The 24,622-nt window shown below is 66.7% G+C and carries 16 protein-coding genes; 9 read left to right on the top strand and 7 right to left on the bottom strand.

Going from position 1 to position 24,622, the window contains the following annotated elements; genetic code table 11:
• The first annotated feature begins 54 nt into the window (after positions 1-54).
• The 5 genes from AC3ITN_RS12040 to AC3ITN_RS12020 all read left to right on the top strand — a co-directional run bounded on the left by AC3ITN_RS12040 (position 55) and on the right by AC3ITN_RS12020 (position 4,071).
• Positions 55-663 carry a glutathione peroxidase gene (locus AC3ITN_RS12040; protein ID WP_489390648.1) on the top strand — a complete coding sequence of 203 codons (609 nt, stop codon included), beginning with the start codon at positions 55-57 and terminating at the stop codon, positions 661-663.
• Positions 664-746: 83 nt separating this feature from the next.
• Positions 747-1,727 (top strand): FKBP-type peptidyl-prolyl cis-trans isomerase, encoded by a 981-nt coding sequence (locus tag AC3ITN_RS12035; protein WP_489390647.1) that lies wholly within the window; start codon positions 747-749, stop codon positions 1,725-1,727.
• A gap of 23 nt (positions 1,728-1,750) precedes the next feature.
• Complete coding sequence (locus AC3ITN_RS12030; RefSeq protein ID WP_489390646.1) at positions 1,751-3,100, top strand: UDP-glucose dehydrogenase family protein; 1,350 nt, start codon at positions 1,751-1,753, stop codon at positions 3,098-3,100.
• Positions 3,093-3,332, top strand: coding sequence for a SlyX family protein (locus AC3ITN_RS12025; RefSeq protein ID WP_313346258.1), 240 nt, complete (start codon positions 3,093-3,095; stop codon positions 3,330-3,332). Before AC3ITN_RS12030 ends, AC3ITN_RS12025 begins: the two co-directional genes overlap by 8 nt.
• Positions 3,333-3,345: 13 nt before the next feature.
• Entirely contained in the window at positions 3,346-4,071 is a 726-nt protein-coding gene (locus AC3ITN_RS12020; RefSeq protein WP_489390645.1) for a DUF2058 domain-containing protein, read from the top strand.
• A 216-nt stretch (positions 4,072-4,287) separates the two neighbouring features.
• On the opposite strand, the gene metH is transcribed toward AC3ITN_RS12020, so the two are convergent.
• The 3 genes from metH to AC3ITN_RS12005 all read right to left on the bottom strand — a co-directional run bounded on the left by metH (position 4,288) and on the right by AC3ITN_RS12005 (position 9,081).
• Positions 4,288-6,972 (bottom strand): methionine synthase, encoded by a 2,685-nt coding sequence (gene metH / locus AC3ITN_RS12015; protein ID WP_489390644.1) that lies wholly within the window; start codon positions 6,970-6,972, stop codon positions 4,288-4,290.
• Between the two features lie 65 nt (positions 6,973-7,037).
• Positions 7,038-8,141 carry a homocysteine S-methyltransferase family protein gene (locus AC3ITN_RS12010; protein ID WP_489390643.1) on the bottom strand — a complete coding sequence of 368 codons (1,104 nt, stop codon included), beginning with the start codon at positions 8,139-8,141 and terminating at the stop codon, positions 7,038-7,040.
• A 10-nt stretch (positions 8,142-8,151) separates the two neighbouring features.
• Complete coding sequence (locus AC3ITN_RS12005; protein WP_313346264.1) at positions 8,152-9,081, bottom strand: ArsR/SmtB family transcription factor; 930 nt, start codon at positions 9,079-9,081, stop codon at positions 8,152-8,154.
• A gap of 176 nt (positions 9,082-9,257) precedes the next feature.
• Between AC3ITN_RS12005 and AC3ITN_RS12000 the strand changes: the two genes are divergently transcribed.
• On the top strand, positions 9,258-10,376 hold the full coding sequence (locus AC3ITN_RS12000) for an acyl-CoA dehydrogenase family protein (RefSeq protein WP_489392921.1): 1,119 nt from the start codon (positions 9,258-9,260) through the stop codon (positions 10,374-10,376).
• A 480-nt stretch (positions 10,377-10,856) separates the two neighbouring features.
• Here the strand turns inward: AC3ITN_RS12000 and AC3ITN_RS11995 are convergent, their stop codons facing one another.
• From AC3ITN_RS11995 to AC3ITN_RS11985, 3 genes are read right to left on the bottom strand one after another with little or no spacing between them, the layout of a single operon-like run.
• Positions 10,857-14,030 carry a multidrug efflux RND transporter permease subunit gene (locus AC3ITN_RS11995; RefSeq protein ID WP_489390642.1) on the bottom strand — a complete coding sequence of 1,058 codons (3,174 nt, stop codon included), beginning with the start codon at positions 14,028-14,030 and terminating at the stop codon, positions 10,857-10,859.
• Between the two features lie 15 nt (positions 14,031-14,045).
• Positions 14,046-15,320, bottom strand: a complete 1,275-nt coding sequence (locus AC3ITN_RS11990; RefSeq protein WP_313348973.1) for an efflux RND transporter periplasmic adaptor subunit — start codon at positions 15,318-15,320, stop codon at positions 14,046-14,048.
• Positions 15,320-15,979: a TetR/AcrR family transcriptional regulator gene (locus AC3ITN_RS11985; protein WP_489390641.1), complete on the bottom strand. Its 660-nt coding sequence runs from the start codon at positions 15,977-15,979 to the stop codon at positions 15,320-15,322. The genes AC3ITN_RS11990 and AC3ITN_RS11985 overlap by 1 nt, the downstream gene beginning before the upstream one ends.
• 232 nt (positions 15,980-16,211) lie before the next feature.
• On the opposite strand from AC3ITN_RS11985, the gene AC3ITN_RS11980 reads away from it, so the two are divergent.
• From AC3ITN_RS11980 to AC3ITN_RS11970, 3 genes are all read left to right on the top strand, one after another.
• On the top strand, positions 16,212-21,188 hold the full coding sequence (locus tag AC3ITN_RS11980) for an NAD-glutamate dehydrogenase (RefSeq protein WP_489390640.1): 4,977 nt from the start codon (positions 16,212-16,214) through the stop codon (positions 21,186-21,188).
• Positions 21,189-22,180: 992 nt separating this feature from the next.
• Complete coding sequence (locus tag AC3ITN_RS11975) at positions 22,181-22,957, top strand: NAD kinase (protein WP_489390639.1); 777 nt, start codon at positions 22,181-22,183, stop codon at positions 22,955-22,957.
• 49 nt (positions 22,958-23,006) lie between these two features.
• The gene (locus AC3ITN_RS11970) at positions 23,007-23,951 is read left to right on the top strand and encodes a 5'-nucleotidase (protein WP_421571028.1); all 945 of its coding nucleotides are present in this window, start codon (positions 23,007-23,009) and stop codon (positions 23,949-23,951) included.
• A 107-nt stretch (positions 23,952-24,058) separates the two neighbouring features.
• Here the strand turns inward: AC3ITN_RS11970 and AC3ITN_RS11965 are convergent, their stop codons facing one another.
• A complete protein-coding gene (locus tag AC3ITN_RS11965) occupies positions 24,059-24,598 on the bottom strand; it encodes a DUF2939 domain-containing protein (RefSeq protein WP_489390638.1) in 540 nt (179 codons plus the stop codon).
• Between the last annotated feature and the right edge of the window lie 24 nt (positions 24,599-24,622).

The raw sequence follows: 24,622 nt of genomic DNA, 5'->3' as shown, positions 1-24,622 counted from the left end.
TAGTCCGCCTGCCCTGCAACGCAGGGTTTCCAGCCCCCGATCCGGAGTTCCGTGATGCCCCAGACCCACCGCGTGCCGTCCCCGTTCCATGCCGCGCGGGCGCGCGCCCGTCGTTGGGGCAGCGGTCTGCTGCTGGTCGGGCTGCTGGGCAGTGGCGCGGCCCAGGCCGCTGACCTGTTGGACCTGAACTACCGGCCGCTGGCGGGGAAAACTGACGTCAACCTGCAGAAGCAGTACGGCGGCAAGGTGCTGCTGGTGGTCAATACCGCCAGCAAATGCGGGTTCACCCCGCAGTACGAAGGCCTGGAAGCGCTGCAGAAGAAGTATGCGGCGCGCGGTTTCTCGGTGCTGGGCTTCCCGTCCAATGACTTCAAGGGCCAGGAGCCGGGCAGCGAGGCGCAGATCCAGGAATTCTGCACGCTTACCTATGGCGTCAAGTTCCCCATGTTCCAGAAGGTGCAGGTGACCGGGCCGGGAGCGACGCCGCTGTATCAGCGCCTCGCCGCCGCCACGGGCGTGCAGCCGGGCTGGAACTTCCATAAATACCTGCTGGCGCGCGACGGTCGGGTGGTGGCGCAGTTCCCCAGCAAGATCACCCCCGATGATCCGGCGCTGGTCGCGGCCATCGAACGCGAGCTGTCTGTCACGCCCGCAACGCGCTGACATCCTCGACATCTCGCACGTGCGTGCGACAATGCTCGTTTCGCGCCGACGTCGGCGTCCAGTCACTTCCAGGAAAGCAGCGAATGAAGATGGGAATGCGCGGCGCCGCGGCGTCGGTTCTGATTCTGGCGATGGGTGCCACCGGTACCGCGATGTCGCAACAACCGGCCGCAGGTGCGGCTGCCAAGGAGACCTCCGTTTTGACCTCCCAGCGTGAAAAGCTCGGCTACGCCATCGGCATCGATGTGGCCAACTCGTTCGCCCCGATCTCCAGCGAGATCGACCTGGCGGCCCTGCGTCGCGGCGTGACCAATGCCTTCGACGGCAAGCAGCCGCTGATCACCCAGGAAGAAGCACAGAAGACCGACCAGGCGCTGCGCATGGCCATGGCGGCCAAGAGCGGCCAGCCGGTTCCGGGCGTGGCACCGGGCACCCCGGCACCGAAGGTGGACCGTGAAAAGGTCGGCCTGATGCTGGGCGGCTATGCCGTGGGTCCGTCGCTGGCCCCGCTGAAGGACGAAGTGGACCTGGATGCGCTGTTCGACGCGGTCAACACCACGTTCAACAAGGGCACGCAGAAGATGACGGCCGAGCAGGCCAAGGCCACGCTGGAGGGCTTCATGGCCGCCAAGCAGGCCGAGCAGCAGGCCAAGGCCGCCGCACAGGCCGGCACCAACCGCACCGAAGGCAACGCCTTCATGGCCAAGAACAAGACCGTGCCGGGCGTGGTCACCACCGCGTCGGGCCTGCAGTACCAGGTGCTGCGTCCGGGTTCGGGCGAACGCCCGATGCCGACCAGCAAGGTGCGCGTGAACTATGAAGGCAAGCTGCTTGACGGCACCGTCTTCGACAGCAGCTACCAGCGCGGCCAGCCGGTCGAGTTCGGCCTGGACCAGGTGATCAAGGGCTGGACCGAGGGCGTCTCGCTGATGCCGGTCGGTTCCAAGTACCGTTTCTGGATCCCGGGCGAGCTGGCCTACGGCGAACAGGGTACGCAGGGCGGCCCGATCGGTCCGAACGCGACGCTGACCTTCGACGTTGAACTGCTGAACGTCCTTCCGTAATCGGAACTGGAGTCACCACGGACATGCGTGTTGCGATTTTCGGTACCGGCTATGTCGGTCTGGTCACGGGTACCTGCCTGGCCGATGTTGGCCACCAGGTGGTCTGCGTCGATATCGACCAGGCCAAGGTCGACGGCCTCAACCGTGGCGTCATCCCGATCTACGAGCCGGGCCTGGAGCCGATGGTCAAGGCCAACCATGCCGCGTTGCGGCTGGCCTTCACCAGCGACGCCGCATCGGCGGTCACGCATGGCCAGGTGATCTTCATCGCCGTGGGCACGCCACCGGACGAGGACGGCAGCGCCGACCTGCAGTACGTGCTGGCCGTGGCCCGCACCATCGGCCAGCACATGACCGTGCCGACCGTGGTGGTCAACAAGTCGACCGTGCCGGTAGGCACGGCCGACAAGGTCCGCGCCGCCATTGCCGAGGTACTGGCCGCGCGTGGCCTGGAGATCGCGTTCGACGTGGTCTCCAACCCCGAATTCCTCAAGGAAGGCGACGCGGTGGCCGACTGCATGCGGCCCGACCGCATCGTGATCGGTGCGTCCAGCCCCGATTCGATCGCGCTGATGCGTCGCCTGTACGCCCCGTTCAACCGCAACCACGACCGCGTGGTGGAGATGGACGTGCGCTCGGCGGAACTGACCAAGTACGCCGCCAACGCCATGCTGGCGACCAAGATTTCGTTCATGAACGAAATCGCCAACATCGCCGAGAAGGTCGGTGCCGACATCGAGCAGGTTCGCCAGGGCATCGGCTCGGACCCGCGCATCGGTTGGCACTTCATCTATCCCGGCGCGGGCTACGGCGGTTCGTGTTTCCCGAAAGATGTGCAGGCGCTGGCGCGCACCGCGCAGCAGTACGGGCATGAGCCCAAGCTGCTCAATGCGGTGGAGGCGGTCAACGATGCGCAGAAGGGTCACCTGTTCCAGCTGATCCAGCGCCACTACGACCGTGGCGAAGACGAGGGCGTGCGTGGCCGCACCTTTGCGGTGTGGGGCCTGGCCTTCAAACCCAATACCGACGACATGCGCGAGGCGTCGAGCCGGCGCCTGCTGGCGCAGCTGTGGGAAGGCGGCGCGCGCGTGCGCGCCTACGACCCGGAAGCCACCGACGAGGCCCGCCGCATCTTCGGCGAGCGCGATGACCTGGTGTTCTGCGACAACGCCTACGACGCGCTGGATGGCGCCGACGCGCTGGTCGTGGTTACCGAGTGGAAGCAGTTCCGCAGCCCGGACTTCGTCCGCCTGCGCGAAACATTGAAAGACGCGGTGGTCTTCGACGGCCGCAATCTGTATGACCCGCAGGAGATCGAAGCCGCGGGCCTGGCCTATTACGGCATTGGCCGGGGACGTTCGCTGCATGCATGAGACCACTCCCTCCGCGCGTGAGCAGGCGCTGGAAGCGCGCCTGATCGAACTGGAAATGCGCGTGTCCTTCCAGGAACAGGCACTGGCCGAGCTGAGCGAAGCCCTCGCCGATGCCCGCATCGAGGGCACCCGCAACGCGGACCTGACCCGCCTGCTGCTGGAGGACCTGGGCAAGGTCCGCAACGCGCTGTATTCCGATTCGGGCGAAGAACCGCCGCCCCCGCACTACTGATCGATCTGACGCCATGAGCGATACCCTCCGCGACCAGCTGCTGGGCCTGGGCTTCAAGTCCGCGCCCAAGCCCGAACGCACCCCCGACGCCCGCCGCGACGGCCGGCCCCCGAACAAGCCGCACGGCGCCCGTCCGCCGGCCAAGGCTGATGGCGCGCGTCCGCCGCGTGACGGGCAACGCCCGCCCCGTGACGGGCAGCGCCCCGCGCGTGATGGCGATGCCCGCCGTGGACCGCCGGGCAAAGGGCGCCCGGGCGGCGCCGCACGCCCCGGCCAGGGCCAGAACCCCGGCCAGGGCAAGCCGCGTTCGCGCGAGGATATCGACCTGGCCAAGGCCTACGCGATCCGCGCGCAGAAGGAAAAGGACGACCGCATTGAAGCGGAGCGCCTGAAGCAGGAAGAGGCGCGCCTGCGCCGCGAGGCCAAGGCAAAGCTCGACGTGCTGCTGGAAGGCAAGTCGTTGAACGACGCCGGCGCGGAGATTGCACGCCACTTCAACTATGGCGGCAAGATCAAGCGCATCTACGTGACCGCCGACCAGCTCAAGGCACTCAACGCCGGCGAACTGGGCGTGCTGCAGCAGAACGGCCGCTACATGCTGGTGACCGCCGCGGTGCTGGACGAAGCCGAAGCGGTGTTCGCCCCGTCGGTGGCGTTGCGGGTGGACCCGAATGCGCCGGCCGAAGACGATCCCTATGCGGATCCGGCCTACCAGGTGCCTGACGACCTGGTCTGGTAATCCGTCGCTTCGTCCACAGCTGGCCCGCGGGGTAGAGCCGTCTGTTGGACGGCTGCTTCGGACGCGGTAGAGCCGTCTGTTGGACGGCTGCTTCGGATGCCAGCCGACTAACAGTCGGCTCTACAGTCGGCTCTACAGTCGGCTCTACCGTCGGCTCTGCCGTCCACCCAACCGTCGGCTCTACAGCGGACCCAACCGCCCTGGCTGCCGTGGCGGTCATTCCGGATCGTAGTCGAGATTGGAGGCCAGCCAGCGCTCGGCCTGCACACGGTCCACGCCCTTGCGCTTGGCATAGTCGCTGACCTGTTCGCGCGTTACCCGGCCGACCACGAAGTACTGGCTCTGCGGGTGGCTGAAGTAATAGCCCGACACCGCCGCCGTCGGCAGCATCGCGAAACTTTCGGTCAGCTGCATGTCCGCGTTGCGCTCGGCATCGAGCAGCCGGAACAGCGTGGCCTTCTCGCTGTGCTCGGGGCAGGCCGGATAGCCCGGGGCGGGGCGGATGCCGCTGTATTTCTCGGCAATGAGGGATTCGTTGTCCAGCGTCTCGTCGGGCTGGTAGCCCCAGTAGTCGGTGCGCACGTGCTGGTGCAGGCGCTCGGCGAGCGCCTCGGCCAAGCGGTCGGCCAGCGCCTTGAGCAGGATCGCGTTGTAGTCGTCATGGTCGGCTTCGAAGCGCGCCACGTGCGGGTCGATGCCGATGCCGGCCGTCACCGCGAAGCCGCCGATCCAGTCCTGCCTGCCGCTATCGGCAGGCGCAATGAAGTCGGCCAGGCAGAAGTCCGGGCGCTCCACCGGCTTGTCCACCTGCTGGCGCAGGAAGTGCAGCACGGCCGGACCCGCGTCGGTGGTCAGGTGCACGTCGTCACCGACGCTGTTGGCCGGCCACAGCCCGAACACGGCCTTGGCGGTCAGCCAGCGCTCGGCGACGATGCGGTCCAGCATCGCGCGCGCATCGCGGTACAGCTCGGTAGCCTGGGTACCGACGATCTCGTCGGTGAGGATGGCCGGGTACTTGCCGGCCAGCTCCCATGCCTGGAAGAAGGGCGTCCAGTCGATCACCTCGACCAGGTCGGCCAGCGGGTAATCGTCCAGCACGTGCAGGCCCGGCTTGCGCGGGGTGGGGGGCTGGTAGTTGGCCCAGTCGCCGTCGAAACGCTGCGCGCGCGCCTTGGGCAGCGTGACCAGGCGCTTGGCGTCGCCCCGGTTGCGGTGGCGCAGGCGGATGTCGGCGTAGTCGGCCTCGTTGGCGGCCACGAAAGCCGCACGCAGTTCGGTGGAGATCAGCGACTGCGCCACGCCGACCGCGCGCGAGGCGTCTTTCACCCATACCGTGGGGGCCTTGTAGTGCGGGTCGATCTTCAGCGCAGTGTGCGCGCGCGAGGTGGTGGCGCCGCCGATCATCAGCGGCAGGGTGAAGCCCTGCCGTTCCATCTCGCGGGCCACGTGGCTCATCTCTTCCAGCGACGGTGTGATCAGCCCGGACAGGCCGATGATGTCGGCGTTTTCCGCACGCGCCGCGTCCAGGATCTTCTGCGCCGGCACCATCACGCCCAGGTCGATCACCTCAAAGTTGTTGCAGGCCAGGACCACGCCGACGATGTTCTTGCCGATGTCATGCACGTCGCCCTTGACCGTGGCCATGATGATCTTGCCGTTGCTTTTGGCCGTGTCGCCGCTGCGCAGCTTCTCGGCCTCGATGAAGGGCAGCAGGTAGGCCACCGCCTTCTTCATCACGCGCGCGGACTTCACCACCTGTGGCAGGAACATCTTGCCGGCACCGAACAGGTCGCCGACCACGTTCATGCCATCCATCAGGGGCCCTTCGATCACGTCCAGCGGGCGGCTGGAGCGGATGCGGGCTTCTTCGGTATCTGCCTCCACCCAGGCATCCAGTCCGTGCACCAGCGCATGCGCCAGCCGCGCGTCGATCGGCTTCTCGCGCCAGGCCAGGTCCTCGCCCTTGATCTCGCCTTTCTTGCCCTTGTACCGCTCGGCGGCCTCCAGCAGCCGCTCGGTGCCGTCGCGGCGCCGGTTGAGGATCACATCCTCCACGCGCTCGCGCAGCTCCGGGTCCAGGTCGTCGTAGATCGGCATCGCGCCGGCGTTGACGATGCCCATGTCCATGCCCGCCGCGATGGCGTGGTAGAGGAACACCGAGTGGATCGCCTGGCGCACGGTTTCATTGCCGCGGAACGAGAACGACACGTTGGAGACGCCGCCGGAGACATGGCAGTGCGGCAGCGTGCGCTTGATGATGCGGGTGGCCTCGATGAAGTCCACCGCGTAGTTGTCGTGTTCCTCGATGCCGGTGGCCACGGCAAAGATGTTCGGGTCGAAGATGATGTCCTGCGGCGGGAAACCCACCTGGTCCACCAGGATGCGGTAGGCGCGGGTGCAGATTTCCACCTTGCGCGCGCAGGTGTCGGCCTGGCCGTCTTCGTCGAAGGCCATCACCACCGCCGCCGCGCCGTAGCGCAGCACCTTTCGCGCATGATCGATGAACTGCGCCTCGCCTTCCTTGAGCGAGATCGAGTTGACCACGCTCTTGCCCTGCAGGCACTTCAGGCCGGCTTCGATCACGCTCCACTTGGAGGAGTCGACCATCACCGGAATCCGCGCGATATCCGGCTCGGACATGATCAGGTTGAGATAGCGCGTCATCGCCTTCTCGGAGTCGATCAGGCCCTCGTCCATGTTCACGTCGAGGATCTGCGCGCCGCTGGCGACCTGCTGGCGCGCCACTTCCACCGCCTCTTCGTAACGCTCTTCTTTGACCAGCTTGCGGAACTGCGCGCTACCGGTGACGTTGGTGCGCTCGCCGATGTTCACGAACAGCAGGTCCGCGGTGATGACCAGCGGCTCGAGACCGGACAGGCGGGTGTGGCGGGAAGGCGTCATGGGCGGGCGGGCACGGGCTGGCGGAGGGAGGACAACGGCAACGGGTGAAACGGTGGCTCAGGCGGTCATGCCGCATCCTCCAGCACCGCCGCGGGCAGGGCGCGCGGCGGCAGGTCGGCGACGGCCTCGGCGATGGCCTGGATGTGCGCGGGCGAGGTGCCGCAGCATCCGCCGACCAGATTGAGCAGGCCGGCACTGGCGAACTCGCGCAGGGTGGTGGCCATTTCCTCGGGCGTCTCGTCGTACTCGCCGAAGGCGTTGGGCAGGCCCGCGTTGGGGTGCGCACTGACCCGGCAATCGGCCACGATCGACAGTGTTTCCACATGCGGGCGCATATCGCTGGCACCGAGCGCGCAGTTCAGGCCTACCGAGAGCGGCCGGCTGTGCGCCACCGAGGCATAGAACGCCTCGGCGGTCTGCCCCGACAGGGTGCGCCCGGAGGCATCGGTGATCGTGCCGGAGATCATGATCGGCAGTCGCGCCCCGCGGTCGTCGAATGCCTCTTCGATCGCGAACAGCGCGGCCTTGGCATTGAGCGTGTCGAAAATGGTCTCGACCATCAGGGTGTCGGCGCCGCCATCGATCAGGCCATCGATGGCCTCGCGGTAGGTCTCGCGCAGCGCGTCGAAACTGGTGTTGCGGAAGCCCGGGTCGTTGACGTCCGGGCTGATCGAGGCGGTACGGCTGGTGGGGCCCAGCACGCCGATCACGAAGCGCGGTTTGTCGGGCGTGGTGGCCTCGACCGCGTCACAGCACGCGCGCGCCACGGCGGCGCCGGCCTTGTTCAACTCGTAGACCAGGTGTTCCAGGTGGTAATCGGCCTGGCTGACCGAGGTGGCGTTGAAGGTGTTGGTCTCGATCAGGTCGGCACCGGCCTCCAGGTAGGCGGTGTGGATGCCGGCGATGACCTCGGGCCGGCTCAGCAGCAGCAGGTCGTTGTTGCCCTTGAGATCATGCCCCTCCGGTGCCGGCGCATCGGCGCCGTGCGCGCAGCCGGGGCGGTGGGCGGTGTCGAAGCCGCCGGCGAAGCGTTCGCCGCGGTAATCGTCTTCTTCCAGGCCGTGGCGCTGGATCATGGTCCCCATCGCACCGTCGATGATCAGGATGCGCTGCGCGAGTGCGTCTTCCAGGGCGCGGACACGATCGGGGTGCAACCAGGGCAGGGACATGGCAGGAACCTCAGGGCTTGCTGGCAATCAATGAAATGACTTCGAAATGCGGCGGGCGCTTCTCGCGGGTCACGGTTTCCAGGCTGGACACGACCAGCCCGGCCTTCTCGACGAACTTGCGCAGCTCCTTGTCCGAGAAGCCCAGATTGACGTGGCCGTAGGCGTCCACCGCCGCCTTGTGCTCGTGGCGGGCCAGGCTGCACAACAGCAGGCGGCCGCCGGAGCGCAGCACGCGCGCGCCTTCGGCCACGGCCTGGGCGGGTTTGGCGGCGTAGGTGAGGGCGTGCATCAGCACGACCAGGTCGAAGCTGCGGTCCTTGAAGGGCAGGGCATGCATGTCGCCCTCGCGCACTTCCACGTTGGCCAGGCGGCGCAGGCGTTCGCTGGCGGCGGCCACCACGCGGGCGCTGGTATCGATGCAGACGTAGCGCTTGGCATGCGGGGCCACGAGTTCGGCGAGCACGCCGTCGCCCGAGGCGATATCCAGCACATCGCCGGTTTCCAGCAGGGGCAGCGCGGTCCGCGCCAGCGCCTCCCAGGTGCGGCCCGGGGAATAATGGCGTTCCATGTCGCCGGCCACGCTGTCGGCCCAGTTCTGGTCGGAGGCACGGCTGGCCAACACGCTGGCCACGCGTTCAGCATCCTGACGCAGCAGCGGGTCGTCGCTGCCGGTGCTGAGCGCGTGCCACAAGGCGCGCTGCGCCGGGTCCAGGGCGGCGTCGTCGAAGCGATAATAGGCAGACACGCCGGCACGACGGTCCCGGACCAGGCCGGCTTCCTTGAGCCGGGCCAGGTGGGTGGACACGCGCGGCTGCGCCAGGGTGGTGATGGCCGACAGCTCGGCCACGGTCAGTTCTTCCTGCTCCAGCAGCGCCAGCAGGCGTACGCGGGTGGCGTCGGCGAACACTTTCAGCCGGACCGACCAGTCCTCGAGATCCATAAATATCTACCTATCGCGATATAGAGATATTTTCGGTCCCGCGTGCGCTGCGGTCAAGTCAGCCGGGATTGGCCGGCCGCCGGTACAATCGCCGCACCTGGACGCGCGTTGCGCGGCCTATATCGACATGTTCCCGGGAGGGTGTTGTGGATTTCAGTTTCACCGAAGAGCAGCTGATGCTGCAGGACGTCGCGCGGCGTATCGCGCAGGAAAAAATCGCGCCGAGCGCCGAGCATCATGACCGTACCGGCGAGTTCCCGCTGGAGAACATCCGCCTGCTGGGCGAAAACGGGCTGATGGGCATCGAAGTGCCGGCCGAATACGGCGGCGCCGGCATGGATCCGATTGCGTACGTGCTGGCGATGGTGGAGGTCGCCGCCGGTGACGCCGCGCATTCGACGATCATGTCGGTCAACAATTCGCTGTTCTGCAACGGCATCCTGACCCACGGCAGCGAAGCGCAGAAGCAGAAGTACGTGCGCGCGATTGCCGAGGGCGAGGCCATTGGTGCGTTCGCGCTGACCGAGCCGCAGTCGGGCTCGGACGCCACCGCCATGCGCTGCCGCGCGGTCAAGCAGGCCGACGGTACGTACGTGATCAACGGCAAGAAGAGCTGGATCACCTCGGGCCCGGTGGCCAAGTACATCGTGCTGTTCGCGATGACCGACCCGACGGCGGGTGCACGCGGGATCACGGCCTTCATGATCGACACGGACAAGGCCGGCTTCCATCGCGGCAAGACGGAGCCGAAGCTGGGCATCCGCGCGTCGGCCACCTGCGAGATCGAGTTCCAGGATTACGTGGCGGCGGAAGAAGACATCGTCGGCAAGGAAGGCGAGGGCTTCAAGATCGCGATGGGCGTGCTGGATGCGGGCCGTATCGGCATCGCCTCGCAGGCCATCGGCATCGCGCGTGCGGCGTATGAGGCGACCATCGAGTACGTGAAGGACCGCAAGGCCTTCGGCGCGCCGATCGGCACGTTCCAGATGACCCAGGCCAAGATCGCCGACATGAAGTGCAAGCTGGATGCAGCGTTGCTGCTGACGCTGCGCGCGGCGTGGGTGAAGGGCCAGGGCAAGCGCTTCAGCAACGAGGCGGCGATCGCCAAGCTGACCGCGTCGGAAGCGGCCATGTGGATCACCCACCAGGCCGTGCAGATCCACGGCGGCATGGGCTACTCCAAGGAAATGCCGCTGGAGCGTTACTTCCGCGATGCCAAGATCACCGAGATCTACGAAGGCACCTCGGAAATCCAGCGCCTGGTCATCGCCCGCAACGAGACGGGCCTGCGCTGAGGCGGATTTTCAAGCCACGCAGAGCCACACATCGGGGCCCTTCATGGGCCCCGATTGCGTTCAGGGTGCTTGATTTTTCAGGCCCGTGAAGCTTGGTGCAGGGTCTTCGATCAGGTTCATCGCGAGCGTTGAGGGCCCCGTCGCGGCCGGCAGGCCCCTATGCAAATGTCCCCCGGCGTCGGCATGCGCCGCCGCCTCCTCCTTTACTTTGCCAGGGACCTGCCGGCCGCGACGGGGCTCGGCTTGCGGCAAGCGATGGAAAAGCGGATGTCACGGTGCCAACGCCGGTGGGGCGAGTGCGGGGCCGGCATGCCCTTGTGGCGAAGTAAAGGAGGAGGGGGCGGCCGCAGGCCGACGCCGGGGGACATTCGCAGACAAGGGTATGGCGGCCCCGCGCTCGCCCCACCGGCAGCCGCGTCTGACGCAAAAAAAAAGGCCCCGGATCGCTCCGGGGCCTTTCGCGTTTCAATCAAACGTAGATCAACGATCCGGACGGTGCGCCGCGTTGGCTTCGCCCTGGCGTTCCAGGAACTCCTTGGACGGTTCGTCCAGCTTGTCGCCCAACATGCGGCGGACCACCACGAAGAACACCGGGATCATCAGCAGGCCCAGGAAGGTGGCGAACACCATGCCGCCGATCACGCCGGTGCCGATGGCGTGACGCGCGTTGGCGCCCGCACCGCTGGAGATGGCCATCGGGATCACGCCCATGATGAAGGCGAACGAGGTCATCAGGATCGGGCGGAAGCGCAGGCGCGAGGCTTCGATGGTCGCCTCGCGCAGGCTCTTGCCGGCCGCCCGCTGCTCCACCGCGAACTCCACGATCAGGATCGCGTTCTTGGCGGCCAGGCCGATCACCGTGATCAGGCCGATCTTGAAGTACAGATCGTTTGGCAGGCCACGGGCCAGCGAGAACGCCAGTGCGCCCAGCACGCCCAACGGCACCACCAGCAGCACCGCCACCGGGATCGACCAGCTTTCATACAGCGCCGCCAGGCACAGGAACACCACCACGATGGACAGCACCAGCAGCAGCGTGGCCGCGTTGCCCGCCAGGATTTCCTGGTAGGACATGCCCGACCAGTCGTAGCCGAAGCCGGCCGGCAGGTCGTCCTGCACGATCCGCTCCATCGCCTGCATCGCTTCACCCGAGCTGCGGCCCGGCGCCTGCGAACCGACGATGTTGATCGCCGAGTAGCCGTTGTAGCGGCTCAGCGACGGCGGCGCGGACACCCACTCCGACTTCACCACGGTGCTCAGCGGAATCATCGCCGGCGTGCCGTCGGCGTTGGTCTGCAGCGAGCTGGGGGTGTAGAAGCTGTTCAACGACTCGGCACCGGTGCGGAACGGACCATCGGCCTGCATGGTCACGCGCTTGATGCGGCCCTGGTAGAAGAAGTCGTTGACGTACACCGGGGCCAGCATCAGCTGGATGGTGCTGTACACGTCCGACACCGACAGCCCCATGCTCTGCGCCTGCACGCGGTCCACGTGCAGCTGCAGCTGCGGGGCGTTTTCCAGCCCGTTCGGGCGCACGCCGGTCAGCAGGTCCTTCTCTTCGCCGGCCTTGCCCAGCAGGATGTTGCGCGCCTGCGTGAGCTGTTCGAAGCCGGCACCGCCGCGGTCCTGCAACCACATGTCGAAGCCGCCGAACTGGCCCAGGCCCTGCACGGTGGGCAGGTTGACCACGAAGATCTGGGCTTCCTTGATCCCGTAGAACGCGCCGTTCATGTTCTGGATGAACTCGGGAACGGTGATGTCACGGTCCGCCCACGGCTTGAGCCGGATGAAGCCCATGCCGACGTTTTCGCCGGAACCGACGAAGCTGAAACCGGCCACCTGCAGCATGCCCTCGAAGCCATCCTGCTTCTGCAGGATGCCGCGCATCTGCGCGAAGGTCGCGTTGGTCTGGGCCTTGGTCGAGCCCGGCGGCAGCTGCACGATCGCCAGCGCATAGCCCTGGTCTTCTTCCGGCAGGAAGCTGCCCGGCATGCGCGTGAACAGGAAGCCGCACAACACGGTGAGCACCACGAACAGGATCATCCAGCGCGGCGCATGCTTCACCGCCGAGGTGATGTGCCCCACGTAGGTGCCGCTGACCTTGTCGTAGTACTTGTTGAAGGTGCGGTAGACGATGTTCGGGTGATCGTTGTGCGTGGGCTTGAGGAAGGTCGCGCACAGCGCCGGGGTGAAGCCCAGCGCCAGGAACGCCGAGAACGCCATCGCGATGGCGATGGTCAGCGCGAACTGCTTGTAGATCTCGCCGGCCGCGCCGCCCTGCAGTGCCGACGGAATGAACACCGCCGCCAGGACGACCGTGATGGCCACCACCGCGCCGGTGATCTGGGTCATCGCCTTCTGGGTCGCGGCCTTGGGCGGCAGCTTCTCCTCGGTCATGATGCGTTCGACGTTCTCGATGACCACGATGGCGTCATCGACCACGATGCCGATCGCCAGCACCATCGCGAACAGGGTGAGCTGGTTGATGGTGAAGCCGATGATGCTCATGCCCAGGAACGTGCCCAGCAGGGCGACCGGGATGACCAGCGTCGGGATCAGGGTGGCGCGGAAGTTCTGCAGGAAGATCAGCATCACCAGGAACACCAGCACGACCGCTTCGATCAGCGTCTTGACCACTTCCTCGATCGAGATCTTGACGAAGGTGGTGCTGTCGTACGGCGAGAACCAGCTCACACCGGCCGGGAAGCTCGGCTGCAGTTCTTCCATCTTGGCGCGCACCGCATCGGCCACGTTCAGTGCATTGGCACCGGGCAGCAGCTGGATGGCGAAGGCACCGGTGGGCTTGCCGTTGTACTGGGTGTCAAAGCCGTAGTTGTTGGCGCCGAAGGCAATGCGGGCCACGTCCTTGAGCATCACACGCGAGCCGTCCGGATTGGCGCGAAGGATGATCTCCTCGAACTGCTCGGGCGAGCTGAAGCGGCCTTCGGCCGACACGGTGGCGGTGAAGTAGTGCCCCGCCGGGGACGGGTCCGAACCCAGCGAACCGGCCGCGAACTGCACGTTCTGCGCCTTAATCGACGCAAGCACCTGGCTGGCCGACAGGCCGAAACCCTGCATGCGCTCCGGGTTGAGCCAGATGTTCATGGCGTACTCGGAACCGAACTGCTGGGTGCTGCCGACGCCGGGGATACGCGAGATCTGGTCGAGCACGCGCGAGCCGACGATGTCGTTCAGCGCATCGCGGGTGATCGCCTCACTGTCGGACTGCAGCGCCACCACCATCAGGAAGCCGGCGTTGGCCTTGGCCACCACCACACCCTGCTGGGTCACTTCGGTGGGCAGGCGTGGCGTGGCCAGCGACACCTTGTTCTGCACCTGCACCTGCGCGATGTCCGCGTCGGTGCCGGTTTCGAAGGTGAGCGTGATGGTCGCGCGGCCGTTGGAGGCGGACGAGGAGCTGAAGTACAGCAGGTGATCGATACCGGTCAGCTGCTGCTCGATCACCTGGGTGACCGACTTTTCGGTGGTGTCGGCGCTGGCGCCGGGGTAGGTGGCGCTCACCGTCACCTGGGGCGGTGCGATGCTGGGGTAGGACTCCACGCCCAGACCGAGGATCGAGATCACGCCCGCAAGCGAGATCAGGATCGCGACCACCCAGGCGAATACCGGGTGTTCAATGAAAAATTTAGGCATGACGGCTGGTTCCCGTTATTGCTTGGTCGGTTCGGCAGCCGGAGCGCCATCGGAAGGCTTGGCGGCCGGGTCGGCGGGTGCGGCGGCGTCTGCCTGGGCGGCGGGCGCCTGGCCGGCGGCCGCGGGGGCGGCACCTGCCGGGGCCTGGCCGGGGCCGTTGGCGGCAGTCGGGGTCCACGGCTTGGCCGTGGCCGGGGCGCCTTCCTTGACCTTCTGCACGCCGGCCACGATCACCTTGTCGCCCGGTTCCAGGCCGCTGCTGACCAGCCAGTTGCTGCCCTGCTGGCCTTCGCTGACGACGTTCTTGCGCACCACCTTGCCGTCCTTGCCCACCACCATGACGAAGCCGCCGGTGGTGTCGCGCTGCAGGGCCTGCAACGGCACCAGGAAGGCGTTCCTGCGCTCACCCAGGACAGCCTGGAAGCTCACGAATGCGCCCGGCAGCAGGATCTGTTCCGGGTTCGGCAGCACCGCGCGCAGGGTCACCGCGCCGGTGGACGGGTCGACCACGGCCGAGGAGTAATCCAGCGTGCCCGGCTGGTCGTACATCGTGCCGTCGGCCAGCTTCACCTGCACCGTCGACTTGCCGTCGCCGCTCAGCGACACCGCGCCATTGGCCTGGGCCCGGCGCAGCTGGGTGAGCTCGTCCGAGCTCATCGAGAAGTTGACGTACAGCGGATCCAGCTGGTCCACCGTGGTCAGCAGGGTGATGTCCCCCTGGCCGACCAGTGCGCCTTCGGTGACCTGCTGCTTGCCTGCGCGGCCGGCGATGGGCGAGGTCACCTGGGCGTAGCCGAGATTGATCTTGGCGTTGGACAGCGAGGCCTGCGCCTGCTGCACAGCCGCTGCAGCGGTGCGTTCGGTGGCTTCGGCAGCGTCCAGGTCCGACTTGGAGACGAACTTCTGCGGGGCCAGCGAACGGGCGCGGGCGGCGGCGGCCTTGGCATTGGCGTAGGTGGCCTGGGCCGAGGCCAGCTCGGCCTGCGAGGCGTTCAACGACGCCTGCAGCGGGGCCGGGTCGATCAGGAACAGCACCTGGCCCTGTTTGACGTCCTGGCCTTCCTGGTAGACGCGCTTGAGCAGCACGCCCGGCACGCGCGCGCGCACGTCGGCGCTGCGGTACGGCGACAGGCGGCCGACCAGCTCACGCTGCAGCGGCAGGGTATCGGCCTTGGCCTCGATCACGCCCACTTCCGGCGGCGGGGGCGTCTGTTGCTCCGGCTTCTTGCAGGCGGTCAACGCGACGGCGACTGCGCAAGTCAGGGCGAGGGTGCGGAGTGGGGCGATCATCAGGAGAAACTCCGGTGTTGGTTTGAATGCAGTATCGGAAGCGCTTCAGGCACGGCGAAGGCGCGCAGGAAGCTGTCCACGGAAAATTCGGCCCACCGGCGCCGCTGCGAGGCGTCTGCACGATGGGGGGTATGAAAGCGTTGTTTCTCGAAATCCAGCCCGGCGATCATGCTCAATAGCAGTTCGGCCATGAAGTGCGGGTCGTCATGGCGAAGCAGGCCACGCTTGATGCGCAGATGGAGCCATTCAGCGAGGTGAAGGGTGAGTGCACCGGCACCATCGCGGTACAGGGCCTGCGCCTCCTCGGGGAACTGGGCCGATTCGGCTGCGATGAGCTTGCAGGCCTGGACCACCTGCGGCTCATTGAAGTGTTCGACGTAGTCGACGGCGAACTGCAGCAGGCTGCCGCGCAGGTCCTCGCCGTCCAACGCACGCAGGCCGGCGGTGGTCCTGCACAGGTGGCGCTGCAATACCCGGCGCAGCAGTTCCTGCTTGCTTCCGTAGCGGCTGTAGAGGGTCTGCTTGGAACATCCGGCCTGCTGGGCCACCGATTCCATGCTCAGCTGCATGCCCTGGCTGGCCATCAGATCGCGCACGGCATCGAACACGCGATGATCGCGCGCATCCAGTGGGGCGACGGCAGGGGTGGGGGAGTTCACGCGGTGGACTATACCGTCCAGTTCAGAATTGGTGAAGCATTGCTTTTGGCACTGTCCCTGCTGGCACCTCAAGGTGACACACAACGCGCCGATGCTATGGCGTGGGGTCGTGCCGGAGTGCGACGTAAACGGCACCCAACTGAAAAACCTTATTCCGTCCTGCAGCAAGGCCTTTTTGTGCGGTAGGGCTACAATTTCATTTTCCCAACTGGGCAACACGCATCGCTCTGCCATGAAACCGCAAAAAACAGCAGCCAAGACCGTGAAAAAAACGACCAAACCAGCCGATACGCAGACTGTTTCGCCAGTGGGCTTCTCGCTGGAGCCGGTGTACACGGCCTTGCGCAAGCGTTACCCGGCGGCCGGGCAGGCCGAGGCAGTGGCGTTCGCCGCCGACTTCTACAAGCGCATGGAAGCGGACGAATTCCCGCACCACACCGCTGAGGAGTGGGCCGCGCTGGCCGCCGATACGCTCGAGTTCGCCCGCGTGCGCAAGGCCGGCAAGGCCAATGTGCGCGTGTTCAACCCGACGCTGAAGGCCAATGGTTGGGAATCGCCGCACACCGTGCTGCAGATCGTCAACGACGACATGCCGTTCCTGGTCGACACCGTGACAATGTCCCTGGCCGAACATGGCGTGGGCGTGCACGTGCTGGGTCACCCGGTGCTGCGCTTCAGCCGCGACAAGAGCGGCAAGCTGTCGGGCGTGGGCGATGGCACCGCCGAGTCGGTGATGCTGCTGGAGATCGACCGCCAGCCGGCCGAGGCCATGGCCGACGTCGAGAAGGCCATCGTCAAGGCACTGGACGAGGTCCGTGCGATCGTCGGTGACTGGGACGCGATGCGCAGCAAGGCGCTGGCCCTGGCCGACGACCTGGGCTCCCGCCAGCTGCCTATCGATGCCGCCTCGCGCGCCGAAGCACAGGAATTCCTGCGCTGGGCTGCCGACAACCACTTCACCTTCTTCGGCTACCGCGAATACCGCGTGGAGAAGGAAGGCAAGGAAGACGTGCTGGCGCCGTTGAACGCCACCGGCCTGGGCCTGATGCGCGGCAAGGACAAGTCCGCCGCGCGCCCGGTCAAGACCCTCGCCGCGCAGGGGCTCAACGCCACCTCGGGGCTGAAGGACGCGCTGATCCTGACCAAGACCAACGCCCGCTCGCGGGTGCACCGCGCCGGCTACATGGATTACATCGGCGTGCTGGAATTCGACGCCAAGGGCAAGATCATCGGCGAACAGCGCTTCCTGGGCCTGTTCACCTCCAGCGCCTACAACCGCCGCCCGTGGGAAATCCCGCTGGTGCGCCAGCGCCACGAATACGTGATGAAGCAGTCCGGCCTGGCCCCGGCCAGCCACAGCGGCAAGGCCCTGCGCCACATCCTGGAAACCCTGCCGCGCGAGGAACTGTTCCAGTCCAGCGAGGACGAGCTGTTCCGCACCGCCATGGGCGTGCTGGGCCTGCAGGAACGCGTGCGCAGCCGCCTGTTCCTGCGCCGTGACAAGTACAGCCGCTTCATTTCCGCGCTGGTCTACCTGCCGCGCGAGCGTTTCAACACCGACGTGCGCCTGCGCATCGAGGCGATGCTCAAGGACGCCCTGCAGGGCGAATACGTGGACAGCTCGGTGGTGCTCGGCGAATCGCCGCTGGCCCAGGTGCACCTGATCGTGCGCCCGAAGGCTGGGCAGACCCTGGAAGTGGATACCAGCGTGCTGGAGCAGAAGCTGGCCCAGGTGCTGCGCAACTGGCAGGACGACCTGCGCGAAGCGCTGGTGGTCCGTCACGGTGAAAGCGAAGGCCTGCGCATTGCCGCCCGCATCGGCAAGGCCCTGCCGGCCGGCTACATCGAAGATTCCAGCACCGAGATCGCGGCCAACGACGTCAGCCAGCTCGACGCGCTGACCGGCCCAGACGACCTGCGCCTGAGCCTGCAGGCCGTGCATCGCGAAGAAGGCGATGGCCTGCGCCTGAAGCTGTACCGCCAGCTGGACGACATTCCGCTGTCGGACGCGCTGCCGATGATGGAGAACATGGGCCTGCGCGTCATCTCCGAGCGCCCGTACCGCCTGACGGTGGACAACGCGCCGGTGTACGTGCAGGACTTCGAAGTGGAGTCGGTGGCCGGCGCGATCGATGCCGCCAGCGTGGACGAGGCCTTCGGCGAGACCTTCGCCCGGGTCTGGCACGGCGATGCCGAGAACGATGGCTTCAACCGCCTGGTGCTGGCCGCCGGCCTGCACTGGCGCCAGGTCGCCATGCTGCGTGGCTACTGCAAGTACCTGCTGCAGACGGGCGTGCCGTTCTCGCAGGCGTACGTGGAAGGCACCTTCACCCGTTACCCACTGCTGGCGCGCCTGCTGGTGGAGCTGTTCGAAGCCCGCTTCGATCCGGCCACCGGGCATGAGGACAAGGCCGCCATTGCCGAAGGGCAGGCTGGCCTGCGCGCGCACCTGACCGTGCTGGCCGGCGGCGACGAGGCCACCCTGAAGGTGCTCAAGACCGTGGTCGATGCCCGCAAGGGTGACCGCAAGGCGCAGATGGACGCCGCACGCGATGCGCTGGTCAAGCTGATGGACCGCGTCTCCAGCCTGGACGAAGACCGCATCCTGCGCAGCTTCATGGGCGTGATCGACGCCACTCTGCGCACCAGCTACTACCAGACCGATGCACAGGGCCGCCCCGGCCACGTGATCAGCTTCAAGTTCGATTCGGCATTGGTGCCGGACCTGCCCAAGCCGCGCCCGTACCGCGAAATCTTCGTGTATGGCCCGCGCGTGGAAGGTACCCACCTGCGCTTCGGTGCGGTCGCCCGCGGCGGCCTGCGCTGGTCGGACCGTCGCGAAGACTTCCGTACCGAGGTGCTGGGCCTGGTCAAGGCGCAGATGGTGAAGAACACGGTGATCGTGCCGGTGGGTGCGAAGGGCGGCTTCTTCGCCAAGACGCCGCCGGTGAGCGGTGACCGCGACGCGGTCTTCGCCAACGGCGTGGCCTGCTACAAGCTCTTCATCCAGGGCCTGCTGGACATCACCGACAACATCGTCAACAACAAGATCGTGCCGCCGGTGGACGTGGTCCGCCACGACATGGACGACCCGTACCTGGTGGTGGCGGCAGACAAGGGCACGGCGACCTTCTCCGACATCGCCAACGGCCTGGCCGTGGCGCATGGCTTCTGGATGGGCGATGCGTTCGCCTCCGGTGGCTCGGTCGGTTACGACCACAAGGGCATGGGCATCACCGCGCGCGGTGCATGGGAGTCGGTCAAGCGCCACTTCCGCGCCCTGGGCCGTGACAGCCAGAGCCAGGACTTCACCACGGTTGGTGTCGGCGACATGTCCGGCGACGTGTTCGGCAACGGCATGCTGTTGTCGCGCCACATCCGCCTGCTGGCCGCGTTCGACCACCGCCACATTTTCCTGGACCCGAATCCGGATGCGGCGACTTCGTTCGTCGAGCGCGAGCGCATGTTCACCGTGCCGCGTTCCAGCTGGGCCGACTACGATGCGACGCTGATCAGCAAGGGCGGTGGCATATTCCCGCGCACGCTGAAGTCGATCGAGATCACCCCGCAGGTGCGTGAGGCGCTGGGCCTGGACGACAACGTCAAGGCGCTGTCGCCGAACGATCTGATGAGCGCGATCCTGAAGGCGCCGGTGGACCTGCTGTGGAATGGCGGCATCGGTACCTACGTCAAGGCGGCCACCGAGCAGCACAGCGACGTGGGCGACCGCGCCAACAATGCGCTGCGCGTCAATGGTGGCGAGCTGCGCTGCAAGGTGGTGGGCGAGGGCGGCAACCTGGGCATGACCCAGCTGGGCCGCATCGAAGCCGCCCAGGCGGGCGTGCTGCTCAATACCGACTTCATCGACAACTCGGCCGGCGTGGATACGTCCGACCACGAAGTCAACATCAAGATCCTGCTCAACGATGTGGTGCGGGCCAAGAAGTTGACCGTGGAGGCGCGCAACACGCTGCTGGCCTCGATGACCGACGAAGTGGCCGACCTGGTGCTCAACGACAACTACCGCCAGAACCAGGCCCTGAGCCTGATGGAGCGGATGGCGGTCAAGCGCCTGGGGTCCAAGCAGCACTTCATCCGCACGCTGGAAAAGCAGGGCCTGCTGGATCGCCAGATCGAGTTCCTGCCGTCCGATGCGGAGCTGTCGGCACGCAAGGCGCGCGGCCAGGGCCTGACCCGTCCGGAACTGTCGGTGCTGTTGTCCTATTCCAAGCTGGTGGCGTTCCAGCAGCTGCTGGAATCGGACATCCCGGAAGATCCGTACCTGTCCAAGGAGCTGCTGCGTTACTTCCCGACGCCGCTGCAGAAAAAGTACGCGGACGCGATGGAGCGTCACCGCCTGAAGCGCGAAATCATCGCCACGGCCGTGACCAACCAGACCATCAACCGCATGGGCGCCACGTTCCTGATGCGCATGCAGGAAGACACCGGCCGCACCATCGCCGAGGTCGCCAAGGCCTACACCATCAGCCGTGAGACGCTGGATGCGCGTGCGCTGTGGGCGCAGATCGATGCGCTCGACGGGACGCTGCCGGAGTCGGTGCAGATCGATGCGCTGGAAGTGATCTGGAAGCTGCAACGGTCGTTCGTGCGCTGGCTGCTGTTCCGCCCCGGCGCGATGCCGGGCATCACCGAGGCGGTGAACCGCTACCAGGCGCCGTTCAACGACATCCGTGATGCGTCGGGCGTGCTGCCCGATTCGCAGCGCCCGGCCTACGAGGCGAGCGTGCAGGAGTGGAAGGACAAGGGCCTGCCGCCGGCACTGGCACAGCAGTTGTCGGAGCTGCAGTTCCTGGAACCGGCGTTCGACATCATCGAGCTGGCGCGCACGCGCAAGCTGAAGCCGGTGGACGTGTCGAAGGTCCACTTCCGCCTGGGCGACGCGCTGCAGCTGCCGTGGCTGTTCGAGCAGATCGATGCGCTGGAGGTCAACGGCCGCTGGCATGCGGTGGCCCGTGGCGTGCTGCGCGACGAGCTGGCCGCGCATCACCGCAACCTGGCGGCCCAGGTACTGTCGATGAAGGGCGGCAGTGCCGAAGCCAAGGTCGCCGCCTGGATCGGCCGTGACGACAGCAGCCTGCGCTTCACCCTGTCGATGCTGCAGGAGCTGGCCGAGCAGAAGACGCTCGACTACCCGACGGTGTCGGTGGCGGTGCAGCGCTTGGGCCAGCTGGCCGCACACGGCGCGTAAGCCGCGCGGTGATGCCGGGCGCTGCCCGGCAATGGCTGCATGACAAGGCCCCGCCACCGGCGGGGCCTTTTCTTTGGCTCTTCGCCAGATTAGAAGCTCAAGGTCTTCGATCGGGTTCGTCGCGAGCGTTGAGGGCCACGTCGCGGCCGGCAGGCCCCTATGCAAATGTCCCCCGGCGTCGGCCTGCGCCGCCGCCTCCTCCTTTACTTTGCCAGGGACCTGCCGCCCGCGACGGGGCTCGGCTTGCGGTCCGCAGGAAAAGGCAAAATCCGGGACGGAGGACGTTAATCGGGGACGGTCAGGGTTAACCTCCTCCGTCCCCTTTTTAGGCATTGCCAGGGACCTACCGGCCACGACGGGGCTCGGCTTGCGGTTCGCGATGGAAAAGCGGATGTCACGGGGCAAAATCCGGGACGGAGGACGTTAATCGGGGACGGTCAGGGTTAACCTCCTCCGTCCCCTTTTTAGGCATTGCCAGGGACCTACCGGCCACGACGGGGCTCGGCTTGCGGTTCGCGATGGAAAAGCGGATGTCACGGGGCAAAATCCGGGACGGAGGACGTTAATCGGGGACGGTCAGGGTTAACCTCCTCCGTCCCCTTTTTAGGCATTGCCAGGGACCTACCGGCCGCGACGGGGCTCGGCTTGCGGTTCGCGATGGAAAAGCGGATGTCACTGTGCCAACGCCGGTGGGTCGAGTGCCGGGGCGCCTTGCCCTTGTAGGCGAAGTAAAGGAGGAGGGGGCGGCCGCAGGCCGACGCCGGGGGACATTCGCCGGAAAGGGTAAGGCGGCCCGGCGCTCGATTCACCGGCAGCCGCTGTTGAGGGACCTCCGCCGGCAAGGGTATGGCGGCCCCGCGCTCGCTCCACCGGCAGCCGCGTCTGCGTCAACGCTCGCGGCAGATCCGATCGAAGATCGTGCGCCAAGCTTCCAAAGCCCTTCCGTGCGCCGACCGGGTATGCTTCCTGCACATGCCATTCGCAGAAACCCCATGAGCGATTCCCCCCGCATCGCCTTTCTGGCCAGCAACACCGAGGCCGCGCAGCAGGCGTTGGCGCAGATGGTGGCCCGCTACGGCGACCATCCGCCGGAACAGGCCGATGTGCTGTGCCCGCTGGGCGGCGACGGCTTCATGCTGCAGACCCTGCACCGCCACGGTGCGCTGGGGCTGCCGGTGTTCGGCATGAAGCTGGGCACGGTGGGGTTCCTGATGAACCAGTACCGTGAAGACGACCACGACCTGCCGGCGCGCCTCGCGGCGGCCGAGCCGGCCAACCTGCGCCCGCTGGAAATGCTGGCCCTGACCGAATCGGGCACCACCACCGGGTCGCTGGCCTATAACGACGTTTCGCTGCTGCGCCAGACCCGGCAGGCCGCGCACATCGGGGTGGACCTCAATGGCCAGGAGCGGGTGGCCGAGCTGATCGGTGACGGGGTGCTCGTGTCCACGCCGGCCGGCAGCACGGCCTACAACTACTCCGCGCATGGGCCGATCCTGCCGCTGGGCTCGCACACCATCGCGTTGACCCCCCTGGCCCCGTACCGGCCGCGGCGCTGGCGCGGGGCGATCCTCAAGGCCGATACGGAAGTGCGCTTCCGCGTGCTGGACCCCTACAAGCGCCCGGTCAGCGTCACCGCCGATTCGCATGAGACCCGCGACGTGGTTGAAGTGACCATCCGCGAGTCGCGCGAGCGCCGGGTCACCCTGCTGTTCGACCCGGAACACAACCTGGAAGACCGGATCCTCAGCGAACAGTTCATGTTTTGAAGGACAATAGGTGGCCGGCCCTTCTGGCCGCACTGGATTGCTGACTGCCATGGGCGACAACACCCCCCGTTTGCTGACCGTTGCCGTGACCTCGCGCGCCCTGTTCGACCTGGAAGAGGGTCACGCGCTGTTCGAGGCCGAGGGCGTCGATGCCTACGCCGAGTACCAGCGCAAGCACGAAGACGACGTGCTGCGCCCTGGCGTTGCGTTCCCGGTGGTGCGCAAGCTGCTTGCGCTGAACCAGGGCCAGTCGCCGGAGTCACCGCGGGTGGAAGTCATCCTGCTGTCGCGCAACTCCGCCGACACCGGCCTGCGCATCTTCAATTCGATCCAGCATTACGACCTGGGCATCATCCGCGCGACGTTCACCGCCGGTGAGCCGACCTGGCCGTATGTGAAGCCGTTCGGTACCGACCTGTTCCTGTCGGCCAACCCCGAGTCGGTGCGGCGTGCACTGCGGCATGGCATCGCGGCGGCGACGATCCTGCCCAAGCCGCCCGGCGAGACCATCGCCGCGGCCGAGCAGGTGGATCTCAGCAAGCCGCTGGGCCAGCTGCGCATCGCCTTCGATGGCGACGCGGTGATCTTCGGCGATGAAAGCGAACGCATCTCGCGCGAGCAGGGCGTGGAGGCGTTCGGCCGGCATGAACGCGAAAACGCGCGCGAGCCGCTCAGCGGCGGTCCGTTCCGCAATTTCCTGTCGGCACTGCACACGCTGCAGGCGGTGTTCCCGTCGGGCGAAGATGCGCCGATCCGCACCGCGCTGGTCACGGCGCGCTCGGCACCGGCGCATGAGCGGGTGATCCGCACCCTGCGCGAGTGGGGCGTGCGCCTGGACGAGGCGCTGTTCCTGGGCGGCCGCCACAAGGGCCCGTTCCTGGAAGCATTCGGCGCGGACATCTTCTTCGACGATTCGCAGCACAACATCGACAGCGCCCGCCAGCATCAAAGCGTGGCCGCCGGCCACGTGCCGCACGGCGTGGCGAACGATTGAAGGTAGGTCACGACCGTTGGTCGTGACACATCGCCGGTAGGTCACGACTGTTGGTCGTGACGCATCGCTCATCGCCGGTAGGTCACGACTGTTGGTCGTGACACCGATCAATCGAGCGGCAGCTCGATATTAACGAGCTTCCACACCAATCCCTGCCGCTGCAGCACGAACACCATCGGCGCGCCCTCCGGCGTGTGGGTGGTGGCGGTGAATCGTGACGTCGACTCGAAGCGATGCGTGGCGCCCTCCAGCGGCCGCGCGGCGCGCGGCCCGGCATAGGCGTCATTGCTCTCGAGGTCATTGCTGGCCCGCTTCCACAGCGTATGGCCTTCCATCAACGCACCGATCCCGGTCGGCGTCACCATCGCGTCCACCGCCGTTCCGCTCAACTTCTGGCCAGCGGTCAGCAGCAGCGCGCCAATCAGGTTGGACTGCACGTCCGGCCCAGCGCGCCGCACCATGTAATCGTCCAGCTGCGCGCGCAGGTTGGCACGCAGCATCGGGAAGTCCACGTACCGGTCCAGCGTCGAGGTGTCGCGCTGTTCAACCGCTGCGGCCAGCCCACGCAGGGTCAAATACGGCCCGCTGACCAGCCAGCCCGCCAGCAGCACCACGACCAGTCCCAGCAGCAGAAGCAGTTTTTTCATGTCACCAGCTTGCCGCAGCCCACG

Source organism: Stenotrophomonas sp. KH_036_B, from assembly GCF_057839485.1.
This window is presented reverse-complemented; position numbering and strand designations above follow the sequence as displayed.